We start from the raw sequence: 12,716 nt of genomic DNA, 5'->3' as shown, positions 1-12,716 counted from the left end.
TCGGGCTCAACGACAGCACTGTTCCGTGTTCGAACCGCCGCTATCGCGCTCCTGCACCAGAGCCCGCAAAGTCAACGCCGTTTGCCCAAGCAGTACCTGACGTACCTTTTCCATGCGCGTGCGGTCGATGTCCTGCCAGCCCAAAACACCGAGCACCTGGCGGCGCAATACGCGGAACACCAGGCCTTGGCTGTTGATGGCGAAGGTACGGATCAGCGTGCGCTCATCATCGGCTGGCAGCCCTGTCAGCCGGCCGATCAGCCCGGTGGTGACTGCGCCGAGGCGCCGATGCAGGCGCTGGTCCATCAATTCCAGCGTACCCGGCGGGCCGAAGCCGGCTTGTTCGCGGGCCATGAACAGGCGCCAGTCACGCCCGGAAGGGCTGTCGTGGATGAAGCCGATGAAGCCGCTGAGCAATGCCAGGTAAGTGTCGATCAGTCGCTGGTCATCGCAGTCCGCTTCGCTGAGCACCGTCTCGGCCTGCACGATGGGCGCTGCCAGTTGTTCCCATACCCGCTCCAGGATGAACTCCACGCAAGCCCGGTACACGCCTTCCTTGTTGTCGAAATAGTACTGCAGGGCAGGGGCGTTGACCCCGGCATGGGTGGCGATGTCGCGGGTCGAGGCGCCTTCGAAACCATGCTCGCCGAACAGGCGCAAGGCGCTCTCCACGATGCGTGCCCGGGTCTCTTCACCGCGCTGGTAACCACCTTCGGCAGTAGGTTTGTGTCGGGCCATGGGAGCCGCCTGTAGGAAAAGATACTCGAAAATATACCACTTGACATAAAAGTGCCAAAGGGCACATTTTGTAACAACTGGAATAAATTCGAGAGCCTACCGGCATGTCCTCCGATCGCCCCCTCGGTCAGCAAGACCAACTCAAGCCCGCCCAGGCCCCTGGTGTGCCCGGTGAAAAGCGCCGCAGCCCGAAGCGGGTGCTGCTCTCGCTCGGCGCCATCGCCGGCTTTGCCGCGCTGGGCTGGGGCGGCCACTGGTACTGGGTAGGGCAGTACATCGAGACCACCGACGATGCCTACCTGCAGGCCGACAGCATGACCGTCGCGCCCAAGGTGGGCGGCTACATCGCCGAAGTGCTGGTGGCCGACAACCAGCAAGTGGAGGCGGGCCAGCCGGTCGCGCGGCTGGACCATGGCAATTATCAAGCCGCCGCCGACCAGTCGGCTGCCACGGTCCAGGCGCGCCAGGCCGATGTGGCCCGGGCGCAAGCCGATCTGGCGCAGCAAGACGCCAGCATTGCCCAGGCCAAGGCCGAACTCGGCGGTGCCGAGGCCGATTTGCGCCATGCGCGCGGGCAGGTGCAGCGTTACGCGCCATTGGCGCGCTCTGGCGCCGAGACCCAAGAGCGCCTGGCAGACCTGACCAACGAGCAGTCACGCGCCAGCGCCACCCTTACCGCCAAACAGGCCGCCTTGCGTGCCGCGCAGGTGAAGGTGGGCACGCTGCAAGCCCAACTGCAACAGGCCCAGGCGCAGTTGGCGGTTTCCCAGGCCAGCGCCCGGCAGTCGGACATCGACCTGCAGGACACCGTGCTGACCAGCCCGATTGCCGGCCGTGTGGCTGACCGCAGTGTGCGGGTTGGCCAGTTCGCGCAACCGGGCACGCGGTTGATGACCATCGTCCCGGTACAGTCGCTGTACCTCACGGCCAATTTCAAGGAAACCCAGATCGGCGCCATGCGCCCTGGCCAGACCGTGACCGTGCATGTCGATGCACTGCCGGGCCAGGACCTGACCGGCCATATCGACAGCCTCTCGCCGGGCACCGGTGCCCAGTTCGCGCTGCTGCCGCCGTCCAATGCCACCGGCAACTTCACCAAGATCGTTCAGCGCGTGCCGGTGCGCATCGTCCTGGATATCCCCGAAGCCATGCGCCCGGCGCTGGTGCCGGGCCTGTCGGTGACCGTCGACGTCGACACCCGCACCGGCCCAGGCGCTCAGCATGGCTGAGGCGACCTTGACCGCAGGCAGCGCCGAGGATCGTCCGGCCAACGCCTCGCTGACCGACTGGGTCGCCGTGGCCGCCGGCTCGCTCGGCGCCTTGCTGGCGACCCTGGACATTTCCATCACCAACTCGGCATTGCCGCAGATCCAGGGCCAGATCGGCGCCACCGGCACCGAAGGCACCTGGATCAGCACCGGTTACCTGATGTCCGAGATCGTCATGATTCCGCTGGCCGCCTGGCTGACCCGGGTTTTCGGGCTGCGTCGCTTCCTGATGTGCATGGCCGTGCTGTTCACCCTGTTCTCGATGTACTGCGGCATGTCCGACAGCCTGGCCGGCATGATCGCCGGGCGCATCGGCCAGGGCTTCGCCGGCGGGGCGATGATCCCCACGGCGCAGACCATCATCCGCACCCGCTTGCCCCAGCACCAGTTGCCCATCGGCATGAGCGTATTTGGCCTGACGGTGTTGCTGGGCCCGCTGATGGGCCCGGTGGTGGGTGGCTGGTTGACCGAGAACGCCAGCTGGCGCTGGTGTTTCTTCCTCAACCTGCCGGTGAGCATCGCCCTGGTGACCTTGCTGTGGACCGGGCTCAAGAGCGACAAGCTCGACCTGGAGCAGTTGTTCAAGGCCGACTGGCTGGGCATCGTCGGGCTGACCGTGGGCCTGAGTTCGCTGACCGTGGTGCTGGAGGAGGGCCAGCGCGAGCGCTGGTTCGAGTCGCACATGATCCTCTGGCTGACCCTGCTGACGGTGCTCGGCTTCGTTCTGATCACCCTGGGCCAGCTCACCGCCAAACGGCCGATCATTCGCCTGAGCCTGATGCGCAATGCCAACTACGCGAGTGTGATCCTGATCGTCTCGGTGGTGGGGGCGGGCATCTACGGCATCTCGTACCTGCTGCCGCAGTTTCTCGGCAACGTGTCGGGTTACAACGCCCAGCAGGCAGGCTCGATCATGCTGCTGTCGGGGATCCCGGCGTTCATGCTCATGCCCGTGTTGCCACGCCTGCTGGGGCGCTATCAGGCGCGCTGGCTGGTGAGCATCGGCCTGGCGCTGTTCTGCATCAGTTGCCTGCTCGACGTCAGCCTGACCGCCGACAGCGTCGGCCACGACTTCTGGGGCTCGCAGATCCTGCGCGGCTTTGCCCAGATACTGGCGATGATGCCGCTCAACCAGGCCTCGATGTCGGCGGTGAAGACCGAAGAGGCCGGCGATGCGGCGGGCCTGTACAACATGGCGCGCAACCTGGGCGGCTCCATTGGCCTGGCCTTGATCGGGGTATTGGTCGACCGCCGCGAGCAATACCACGATGCCATCCTGCGCGAGTCGGTCCATGCCAACAGCACCTTGGTCCAGGACCAGATGGCGGCCAGTACGGCGGCCTTCCTCGCCCGCAGTGGCGACCTGGCCCAGGCGCAGATGCAGTCGCTTGGGCAACTGGCCCAGACCATCGCCCGCGAGGCACTGGTAATGACCTACGGCGAAGCATTTCTCCTGCTGGGGCTGGCCCTGTTGGCCTGCATCCCCCTGGCGCTGCTGCTGAAAACCCGCAAACCCCAAGGTGCTGCCCGATGATCCGAAAAACCCTGTTGGCCACCCTGGTGCTGGCCGCGATCAACGGCTGCACCGTTGGCCCCGACTACCAGGGTGCGCCCGACCTCGCCGAAAATACCCTGGCTGCCGGCCGCCTGGCCCACGACGCTCGGGCCGTGCCCAGTGCGCCGCCGGTGGCCCAGTGGTGGCACGGCCTTGCCGATACGCAGCTCGACGCCTTGGTCGAGCAGGCATTCGCCCACAGCCCGACGCTGGCCGAAGCCGAAGCCCGCCTGCGCCAATCGCGCGCCGGCCTTGCCAGCGAGCGTGCTGCCGGGCGCCCCAAGCTTACGGCCAATGCGACGATGCTGCGCATGCGTTCTCCGGATACCTCGCAGTTCACGGGCGGCGAAGGCGGTGGTGGTGGTGGGCGCGGGCCGCTCAGCCTGTACCTGGCCGATTTCGATGCCAGCTGGGAAGTCGACCTGTTTGGCGGTACCCGGCGCGCCATCGAGGCCGCCGATGCCAGCGCCGCCGCCAGTGCCGCGCAACTGGCCGATGCCCAGGTGCAGCTGGCCGCCGAAGTAGTGCAGGCCTATGTCGACCTGCGCGACCGCCAGCAGCGCCTGGCATTGGTCGAGGCCTCCAGCGAGCTGGAGACGCAGGTGCTGGACCTGACCCGTCAACGCCGCAGCCAGGGGGTCGCCAGCGAACTGCAACTGGAGCAGGTGATCACCCAGGCCGATACCACCCGTGCCCAGCGCTTGCCGTTGCAGGCGCAGATCGTCGAGTCGCTCGATCAGCTGGCGATGCTGTGCGGGCAGGAGCCGGGCGAGCTGGATGCACAGTTGCAGGCGCCCGTCGCGCTGCCGACGGTACCGGCCCAGGTGCCGCTGGCGGACCCCGCCGCGATGCTCAAGGCGCGCCCGGACATCCGCGCTGCCGAACGTCAGCTGGCGTCGGCCAATGCGCAGATTGGCGAAAAGACCGCCGACTGGTTCCCCAAGCTGAGCCTGCTCGGCGACCTGGGCTTCAGCGCCGCCGACCCAGGCCACCTGGCGCGCAAGGGCAACGCCACCTGGCTGGTGGTGCCGCGCCTGACCTGGAACGCGCTCGACTTCGGCCGGGTCAAGGCTTCGGTGGAAGGGGCCGAAGCCGGCCGCGACCTGGCATTGGCGCAGTACCGTGGCACCGTGCTCGATGCGCTGCGCGACGCTGACAGCGCGCTGGCCCGCTACGGCCACCAGCGTGAGAACGTGCTGCTACTGCGTGGCATCCAGGCCAGTGCCGAACGTGCGGCAGAACTGACCCGCCAGCGTTACCGGGCCGGCACCGCCAGCACTTTGGACTGGCTGGATGCCGAACGTACCCGCTTCGATGCCCAGCAGAACCGGGTGACCGGGGATGCCCAGTTGCTCAAGGACTTTGCCGCGTTGCACAAGTCGCTGGGGTTGGGCTGGGGGGCATGACGCCACCCGACCCTTAGGGCGCCAGCAACCGCCTGGCCAGCACTTCAGCTTCCCCCAGCGTCGTCGCCGTGCGGTAGCGGATACCGAACAACTGTTCGCCCATGCGTCCCATCTCGTCGAAGTGTGCCCGCCGCGCAGCGTCGTCCAACACGCTGATGATGCCACGGCACAGCGCGGCAAACGCCACCTTGTGCTGTTTCAGCCACTGGGTTCTCAGCTTGCGGTCTTCGTGCGGTTCGTCATCGGCCGGCTCGCGGTAAATCAGCACGAACGCCTCGCCGCGTGCCATCAGGGCGTCGAGCTCGCGCGCCCACTGGCGGCCGTAGCCTGGCAGCACCGCATCGGGCTCGATCCGGCAAAGGGGAAAGGCGCGGATATCGTGGACCTGGAAGTCTTCAATGTTCATGTTCGATCTCGTTCACGTTGAGGGAATGCTGCAGCGCCTCGCCCGGCCAGCCGAGGAGCTCGGCAGCGGCATGGCGGCGCGGTTACGTTCAGCGGTGCGCGTTCGCATTGTCCCGTGGCCGCAGGCGCCAGTGGCGGCTGGCCTGCTGTTGCGCCCAGAAGCCTGCGTAAAGGCCGCCGGCTGCCAGCAACTGGGCATGGTTGCCGCGCTCGACGATGGTCTGCTGGTCCAGTACCAGGATCTGCTGCACCTCGGTGAGGCCGCGAAGCAGGCGACGCGGTGGATGGCACGGGCTTTGCCCGTGTTCGCGGGCAAGCCCGCTCCCACAGTAGTGGGAGCAACTGTCTTGCTCAATTTCTAAAAGCTGGCGCGATCCCTGTGGGAGCGGGCTTGCCCGCGAACACGGGCGAAGCCCGTGCCATGCACCGCGGTGTCTTCTTCGCGGGTAAACCCGCCCACAGGGATCGCGTGAGGGCCGGCAGGTGTTAGCCACAAAGTATGCAGCGCCTGTGAGACCGAGCGCCGCCCGCGCGGCGCATCGCGAGCTGGCGCTCGCTCCTACGTTTGTTTCGGGCCAGTAACGCCTGTGCCATACGCGCGCGACCGTCTTGTTCGTACGACGCGATATCGAGCCATGCGCCAAAGCGTTCGCGCGCAAATCCCACAGGAATAATTGGCCCGAAACAAACGTAGGAGCGAGCGCCAGCTCGCGATGCGCCGCGCGGGCGGCGCTCGATCTCCCAGGCGCTGAAGATGCCGTGGCGAGCACCTGGCAACCCTTACGCCATAGCCAGAAACCATAGAATCTTGCATGACCCGTGACCTGGACTGGGAGCCCAGCTACCAGCGTCACGTCGACCCGGCTGGCCTGAACATCGATGCCAAGGTCATGTACGACTTCAACCTGCGCAACCGTGCCACCGACTACCGCTCCGGCCAGGAGCTGCATGTGGACTATGCGGTCGGTTGGGGCCTGGGCAATGGCTGGGTAGTGGGGCTGGGGGGTTACGTGCTGCAGCAGACCACCGATGACCGCCAGCATGGTGACCGAATAGAAGACAACAAGGGCAAGGCATTCGCCATTGGCCCATCGCTGAAATACACCAGCCGCGACGGGTGGTTCGTTACCGCCAAGTGGCAGCGCGAAACCGAGGTGCGCAACCGTGCCGAGGGCAATGCCTACTGGATGAAACTGACCATACCGTTCTGAACATTATCCGTGGTAACCCGATAACAACGATGAGGTCGAATCATGAGCGTGAAAATTGCTTACACCCAAGCCGTCAACGGACTGCTTGTAGATGCCTGCGGGGGTTTCGCCGAGGGCGGTGACGAAAGGCTCAAGGGCATCGTTCACTGCTTCCTGAGTGAAGCGGTGCGCATTATCGAAGAGTGGGACGTGACGCCTGAGGAGTTCTGGAAGGCGGTCAACTACTTCAACGTCCTGGGCGCGCGTCAGGAGGCGGGCTTGCTGGTGGCGGGCCTGGGTTTGGAGCATTACCTGGACCTGCGGCTCGATGCCCAGGATGCCCAGGCCGGCCAGACAGGCGGGACGCCGCGTACCATCGAGGGCCCGCTGTACGTCGCCGGGGCGCCCTTGGTGCAGGACGGCAGTGAAGTGCGCCTGGACGACGGGCGGGACGCCGGTGTGCCGATGTTCATGCACGGGCAGGTGCGCGACACCGGCGGCCAGCCGCTGGCCGGTGCGCTGGTCGAAGTGTGGCACGCGAACACCGCAGGCACCTATTCGTACTTCGACCCGAGCCAGTCGGATTTCAACCTGCGCCGGCGCATCGTCACCGATGCCGAAGGCCGTTTTCGTTTGCGCAGCATCGTGCCATCAGGTTACGGCTGCCCGCCGGACGGCCCGACTCAGCAATTGCTCGATGCGCTGGGGCGTCACGGGCAGCGCCCCGCGCATATTCACTTCTTCATTTCCGCGCCAGATCATCGGCACCTCACCACGCAGATCAACCTCGATGGTGACCCGTACCTTCACGACGACTTCGCTTATGCCACGCGCGATGAGCTGATCGCCCACATCAGCTTCAGCGACGATGCCGCGCGGGCCGCTGCCCACGGTGTGTCGGGGCGTTTTGCCGAGGTGGAGTTCGACTTTACCTTGCAGCGTTCCAATGATGCCGCCGACCAGGACCGCAAGGCGCGCCTGCGCGCCTTGGAGAGCTGACGGCGCTCGCCACCCTCGGCCCCTGAGCGCAGGGGGCGGGGGTTTCGCTTCTACAGGTCAACGGCAATGACCTGCACATAACTTACTGATTTAGCAGGGACCCTGTGGGAGCGGGCGAGCCCGCGAACACCGGCGCAGCCGGTGCCATGCACCGCGTTGGATTCTTCGCGGTGTATGCCCGCTCCCACAGGGATTGGCGGTGCCTTTGCGGACATGATTCTCCGTCGGAAAGCGTAGCTTGCAGGGCCGGGCAATGTTCCACCGGCATTACCCTTGGTCGAACCTGAACGCTCTACCACCCCCGCAGCATCGCCCAGAACGATGCCCCCACGCCCATGATGCTCTCACCCGCAATCAAACCCGCCGCCGCCGTAATCGCAAACCGCTCGGTAACGCTCGGCCAGCTGCAGCTAACCAGCCAGGTGACCACGGCGCCAAGCCCCATCATCAGGCTGATCGACGCCGGCAAGATGAACGCCAGCCCCAACGCCGCCGTGCTCGGCAGCCAGCGCGCCGCCCGTGGCGGCAGCAGGCTGTCCAGTGCCCCCAGCAGTACGCCAACAGCACTCCCGATCACGATCGCCCAGCGCAACTCCAGCGACAGCGCGCCCAGCCCCTGGGTCAATGTCTGGGCCACCGCCTTCCAGGTTGCCACGGCCGGTGCCGGCCACTGCTCGGTGAGCAACAAAGCCTGTGGGTCGGGAATCAGCACCCGGTACACCAGCACACCGACCACGCTACCCATCAAGATACCGATGCACTGAGCAACCAGCTGTTTATGCGGCGTAGCGCCAATCGCCAGGCCAACCTTGAAGTCGTTCATCAAATCGGTGGATTGCCCCGCCGCACCACCTGCGGTGTTGGCGCTCATCAGGTTGATTGCCACCTGGCCTGGGGCAATCAGGCCGAAGCTCAGCTGCGACAGCTTGCCGATAGCGCCAATCGGCGCGATGCCGGTGGCGCCGACCACGCGCGCGGCTACCACGGCCAGGCACACCGCCAACGGAATACTCAGCAGCGCCATCCACCCATCAATCCCGAACAGCAGCACCTGCAAGGTCACGATCAGTACCATGGACAGCAGCAGCCCCGCAGCAGGCCATGGGGTAAAGCGCACCTTGGCGCGCGGCGCCCGCTGGCTGGTGGGCGCTCGCCGGGGCACTTTAAACAGGCGAACCGACAATGAAGCCAGAGTCGCACACACCATCAGGCTCACGCCCGGCCACAACAGCCACTCCACCAAGGCAGCGAACTGCGGGCCGCTGGCGTTCGGGGCCAGCACCACCAGGGCATGTTCGAGCAGCCACGGCGCCAATCCGCCCCAGGCCAGCGCAGCGCCAAGCAGCAATGTCAGGCCCACGCGAATGCCGATGATGCTGCCGAAGCCGACCAGCATCAACGAAGGGTCGACCGTGAAGGTCAGGCGCTCCAGCGCCGGTGTGGGGGCCCAGCGCGGTATCGCCCAGACGAACCCGTCAATCCACTTCACCAGTGCTGACAACAACGCGGCGCTGCACAGCACCTTGATCCGCGCCATGGCTTCGCGCCCGTGGTTGTAGATCTGTTGCAGTGTTTCCAGGGTCGCCATGCCTTCCGGGAACTTCAGGCCATGGTCGTTGAGCAGGGCGGGGCGCAGGTACCAGGCGATCCAGATGCCCAGGAAGCTTACCGAGAACACCCAGGCCATCATCGGCACCGGGTCCAGTTGGTGGCCGGTGAGCAGGGTGTAGGCGGGGATCGGCGCGACCAGCCCGCCGGACACGATGGAAGCGGCGGCCGACGCCACGGTCTGGTTGATGTTGCTTTCGTGCAATGTCCACGCGGGTTGGTGCTTGCGCCGCCCCGCCAGGCCTTGCCACAGGGCGAAACCAATCAGTAAGGCGATGATCGACATGTTGAACGACCAGCCGATCTTCAGCCCTGCGTATACATTCGATGGCGTGAGCAAGATGCCCAGCACCGTGCCGGTGAGCACCGCCCGCAGGCTCAGTTCACGTTCGACGCGAACCTGGGGGCGGGCGGTGGAGGAAGCATCTGGCATGGCAATCCTGTGTCGACGTCGCAAACGCGCTCTGGACTACTGAACCCCCGTTGCCAGGAAGGTTCCCAGGCGCCTCGGTTGCTCGACGTGGCTAGTGCCCAGGCGGTGGGAAGTCGACCGGGGTGTTGGCGATGTTGTTCAGGTAGTTGGTCAGGGTCAGCAATGTCACCTGCGCCACCACCTCGACGATCTTGCTTTCGACCAGGCCGGCCTCGCGCGCTGCAGCGATCTGTTGGTCACTCAGCTGGCCGCGGCTTTCGGTAATCTGGTGCGCCAGGGCAGCAACCGCGCTGAGCGTGCCGCCACGGGCCTGGCTGATGTCCTGGTCGCTCAAGCCGGCCTGCGCGGCGAAGAAGGTGTGTGCGGCCAGGCAGTAGTCGCAACCGTTGACTTGCGAGGTGGCGAGGGCGACGACCTCGCGCTCGGCGGCGCTGAGTGTGCTTCTGCCCATCGCCTGAGCAAGGCCCAGGTAACCATTGAGTGCGGTCGGGGAGTGGGCCAGGGTCTTGAAGGCGTTGGGTATGAAACCGAGGCCTTTCTGGATGCCTTCAAGTGCGGTGCGTGAGCCGGCAGGTGCCTGGTCCAGCGAGAGGGCGGTGATGCGAGTCATGGTGATTCTCCAATGAGTTGACCAACCGGTTTGTCGATCAAGCCTGGAATCAATAGTAGGGAGCGAGGCTTTCCTTTCGGATTCAGATCGTCGAAATTATGCAACAGATCGTCTAAAACTGAGTGCGCCATGGACCGATTGTCGACACTGCTCAAACACTTCAACCTGCATGCGTCCACATTCCACCAGGGTGGCTTTTGTGGCACCAGCGACATGGACGGGCAATACAGCCTCGGCCACGTGCACCTGCTGCGTTCGGGGCGCTTGCGGTTCAGGGGCAAGCAGGGCCAGGTCACCGAATTGACAGAACCGAGCCTGATCGTTGCGGTACGCCCGCAGGCGCATCAACTGTTGGCGACCGAAGCCGATGAGGCGCAATTGGTGTGTGCAACCCTGCAGTTCGAAGGCGGGGCAAATAATCCGCTGACCTTGGCCTTGCCAGACTTCATCATCAAACCGCTGGGCGAGTTGCAAGGCCTGACCGGCACGCTGGACTGGCTGTTCGAAGAAGCGTTCGGCGACGAATGCGGCCGCGATGTGATTCTCAACCGCCTGTTCGAGCTGATGGTGATTCAGCTGCTTCGCCACCTGATCGCCACCCAGAGCATCGGCTCGGGCATGATGGCCGGGCTGGCCAATCCCCAGCTTTCCCGTGCGCTTGTAGGTATGCACAGCGAACCACAGCACAACTGGACCGTGGCGGAACTGGCAGACCGCTCAGGCATGTCGCGGGCCAGTTTTGCTGCGCATTTTCGGCAGACCGTGGGGGTTACCCCTGCCGACTACCTGGCCAATTGGCGAATCAGCCTGGCCCAGAAGCGCCTGCGCGAAGGCCGCCCGATTGCGCTGATTGCCGATGAGGTCGGCTATGAAAGCCCGTCTGCTCTGGCCCGTACGTTTCGCCGTAAAGTGGGCACCAGCCCCAGGCAATGGCTGCAACAGCAACCGGCAGGTTGAGAGATGTTCGGTCAGTAGCGTGCCGCTTATGCTTTGGCCTTGTTCCAGTCGAAACGCGTCGCAGCAATCAGCGCATCCCAGTCATCAGGAGGGTTACCGCGGCCCAGCATCTTCTCGAATACAGCGTATGGCTCGGATTTGCTGCCTGCGGACCGTAGGGTATTTTTGTCGTTGACCCATGCGTAGACGATGACCTTGGACCTTGAGTCGTAGCGAAAGAACAGACGAAAGCGCCTACCGATTTTTGCGCGGCGCCAATGGCGGTAGGCTGTGCCCAGCGTGTTGCCTTGGCGAAATTCATCACGGCCCGGGTCGGCAGGCACAGCCTCCATGATCAGATGGCTCAATGCCCTAAACAGCTTGACGTTGGCATTGCTCTCAAAGCCTTGCGGATCTTTCGGCTCGGCTCGGGCGGCGGCTTCTTGCAATTTGCGTAGCTGTAAAGTCACTCCTTCATGGAACAACAGTGTCCAGCCATGTCGCAGCATCAGAGCGCGACCTCACCGTCGATATCTTCGCCCAGGTTTACAGGGTGATGTGCGTTGGCGAGCATGGTTTGCGCCAAGTCTTCCGGTAGGGTGGTGAGGTTTCGTCCGCTTCGGATATCAGCCTCCAGCAAATCCAGGAATGCACCGATGGCAGGGTCTTCGTGGGTGGTTTCCACGCGGCTGACCACGATTTCACCCCCGCGTACGTCGAATGCGATTTTGCCACCAGTGTCTATGCCCAAAAGCTGGCGAATGGATTTGGGCAGCGTGACTTGGCCCTTCGAGGTCAACGTGGCGATTTCGTGGATGGCAGGCATGAGCGTTCTCCCGGATGTATTGGTTGTATGGTAAGAAATAATCCTTACTCGATCATCTTGGATCTCTGATGATCAAGCACAAGCAGCCTGCCGATACTGTCCTACAGTAAGATCTGCGTGCACTAAAGTCTCAGCAACATAGCGTGGGGATTCGCTGGTTTTGAGGTAATTGCTGGCGAGAGTGAGATCCAGCTGAATTGATCTGGTCTCAGGGCCTTAGGTGAATCCCAGATCCACTGATGAGCCCTTTGAGGACATAAACTCATGCTTCAGCCCACCGTTACGCAAGAAATCGTCTCGGCGTTCCAAACCCAGGACGTACGTGGCCGCAGGTTCAAGGCCATTTTCGATTATCTGGTTGAACAAGGCCTAAAGCCGGAAGGTAAGTCGAATTGCGAGACACTTCCTTTCCAGTATCGCGGCGCGGATGGGAACCAGATGGATGTACTTGCCTTCCGCCGAGGTGACAACGATGTCCTTTCTTTTCCGCGCTCTTACTGGCGCAGCCGTTCGGATCGACGCGAGGCGCTCTGTGAGCCGTTTGACTATTCGGAAAGGCCATCGGTGGCCACTGGGGTGGTGGGCTCTACCAACTACTCGGTTGGGCAATTGACAATCAAATCAGCGACCCAGGATCGCGTCATGGCTGTTTGTGCAGCCGTGTGCGTCGATCTGATGAATGAATTGGTCTCATCGAGTGAATAATGTGGAGCAAGCAGTGACCCCGGCTGAAAGTGAATGG

General features: G+C 64.0%; 13 protein-coding genes and 1 pseudogene. 8 read left to right on the top strand and 6 right to left on the bottom strand.

Annotation, left to right across the window (positions count from 1 at the left end):
• Positions 1-6 precede the first annotated feature (6 nt).
• Positions 7-738: a CerR family C-terminal domain-containing protein gene (locus tag ACIQUI_RS04640; protein WP_403195328.1), complete on the bottom strand. Its 732-nt coding sequence runs from the start codon at positions 736-738 to the stop codon at positions 7-9.
• Between the two features lie 104 nt (positions 739-842).
• Here ACIQUI_RS04640 and ACIQUI_RS04635 point away from each other — a divergent pair, with 104 nt between their 5' ends.
• The 3 genes from ACIQUI_RS04635 to ACIQUI_RS04625 are packed head-to-tail and all read left to right on the top strand — an operon-like array spanning position 843 to position 4,967.
• On the top strand, positions 843-1,967 hold the full coding sequence (locus ACIQUI_RS04635; RefSeq protein ID WP_403195326.1) for an HlyD family secretion protein: 1,125 nt from the start codon (positions 843-845) through the stop codon (positions 1,965-1,967).
• Positions 1,960-3,540, top strand: coding sequence for a DHA2 family efflux MFS transporter permease subunit (locus tag ACIQUI_RS04630; protein WP_403195324.1), 1,581 nt, complete (start codon positions 1,960-1,962; stop codon positions 3,538-3,540). Before ACIQUI_RS04635 ends, ACIQUI_RS04630 begins: the two co-directional genes overlap by 8 nt.
• A complete protein-coding gene (locus ACIQUI_RS04625) occupies positions 3,537-4,967 on the top strand; it encodes an efflux transporter outer membrane subunit (RefSeq protein ID WP_403195323.1) in 1,431 nt (476 codons plus the stop codon). The genes ACIQUI_RS04630 and ACIQUI_RS04625 overlap by 4 nt, the downstream gene beginning before the upstream one ends.
• Positions 4,968-4,980: 13 nt before the next feature.
• Here ACIQUI_RS04625 and ACIQUI_RS04620 read toward each other — a convergent pair whose 3' ends face one another.
• Positions 4,981-5,373, bottom strand: a complete 393-nt coding sequence (locus ACIQUI_RS04620) for a hypothetical protein (RefSeq protein WP_403195321.1) — start codon at positions 5,371-5,373, stop codon at positions 4,981-4,983.
• Here ACIQUI_RS04620 and ACIQUI_RS04615 point away from each other — a divergent pair.
• From ACIQUI_RS04615 to catA, 3 genes and pseudogenes are all read left to right on the top strand, one after another.
• On the top strand, positions 5,366-5,734 hold the full coding sequence (locus ACIQUI_RS04615) for a hypothetical protein (RefSeq protein ID WP_403195319.1): 369 nt from the start codon (positions 5,366-5,368) through the stop codon (positions 5,732-5,734). The two genes, ACIQUI_RS04620 and ACIQUI_RS04615, sit on opposite strands and share 8 nt — an antisense overlap.
• Before the next feature lie 489 nt (positions 5,735-6,223).
• Positions 6,224-6,583: pseudogene (locus tag ACIQUI_RS04610) on the top strand (transporter); the annotation flags it as partial.
• A gap of 42 nt (positions 6,584-6,625) precedes the next feature.
• Positions 6,626-7,561: a catechol 1,2-dioxygenase gene (catA, locus tag ACIQUI_RS04605; RefSeq protein WP_403195317.1), complete on the top strand. Its 936-nt coding sequence runs from the start codon at positions 6,626-6,628 to the stop codon at positions 7,559-7,561.
• 292 nt (positions 7,562-7,853) lie between these two features.
• On the opposite strand, the gene ACIQUI_RS04600 is transcribed toward catA, so the two are convergent.
• Both ACIQUI_RS04600 and ACIQUI_RS04595 read right to left on the bottom strand, forming a co-directional pair.
• Complete coding sequence (locus tag ACIQUI_RS04600) at positions 7,854-9,602, bottom strand: OPT family oligopeptide transporter (RefSeq protein ID WP_403195315.1); 1,749 nt, start codon at positions 9,600-9,602, stop codon at positions 7,854-7,856.
• Positions 9,603-9,693: 91 nt separating this feature from the next.
• The gene (locus tag ACIQUI_RS04595) at positions 9,694-10,212 is read right to left on the bottom strand and encodes a carboxymuconolactone decarboxylase family protein (RefSeq protein WP_403195314.1); all 519 of its coding nucleotides are present in this window, start codon (positions 10,210-10,212) and stop codon (positions 9,694-9,696) included.
• A gap of 129 nt (positions 10,213-10,341) precedes the next feature.
• Here ACIQUI_RS04595 and ACIQUI_RS04590 point away from each other — a divergent pair, with 129 nt between their 5' ends.
• The gene (locus tag ACIQUI_RS04590; protein ID WP_403195312.1) at positions 10,342-11,169 is read left to right on the top strand and encodes a cupin domain-containing protein; all 828 of its coding nucleotides are present in this window, start codon (positions 10,342-10,344) and stop codon (positions 11,167-11,169) included.
• A 26-nt stretch (positions 11,170-11,195) separates the two neighbouring features.
• Here the strand turns inward: ACIQUI_RS04590 and ACIQUI_RS04585 are convergent, their stop codons facing one another.
• Positions 11,196-11,657, bottom strand: coding sequence for a type II toxin-antitoxin system YhaV family toxin (locus ACIQUI_RS04585; protein WP_403195310.1), 462 nt, complete (start codon positions 11,655-11,657; stop codon positions 11,196-11,198).
• A complete protein-coding gene (locus tag ACIQUI_RS04580) occupies positions 11,657-11,974 on the bottom strand; it encodes a type II toxin-antitoxin system PrlF family antitoxin (protein ID WP_403195308.1) in 318 nt (105 codons plus the stop codon). The genes ACIQUI_RS04585 and ACIQUI_RS04580 overlap by 1 nt, the downstream gene beginning before the upstream one ends.
• A 264-nt stretch (positions 11,975-12,238) precedes the next feature.
• Here ACIQUI_RS04580 and ACIQUI_RS04575 point away from each other — a divergent pair, with 264 nt between their 5' ends.
• Positions 12,239-12,679 (top strand): hypothetical protein, encoded by a 441-nt coding sequence (locus ACIQUI_RS04575; RefSeq protein WP_403195307.1) that lies wholly within the window; start codon positions 12,239-12,241, stop codon positions 12,677-12,679.
• Positions 12,680-12,716: the final 37 nt, after the last annotated feature.

The sequence above is a fragment of the Pseudomonas sp. NPDC090592 genome (assembly GCF_044769185.1).
In the GTDB taxonomy this organism is placed as follows: domain Bacteria; phylum Pseudomonadota; class Gammaproteobacteria; order Pseudomonadales; family Pseudomonadaceae; genus Aquipseudomonas.
The sequence above is the reverse complement of the archived record's forward strand: the minus strand, read 5'-3'. Positions and strand labels throughout refer to the sequence as shown.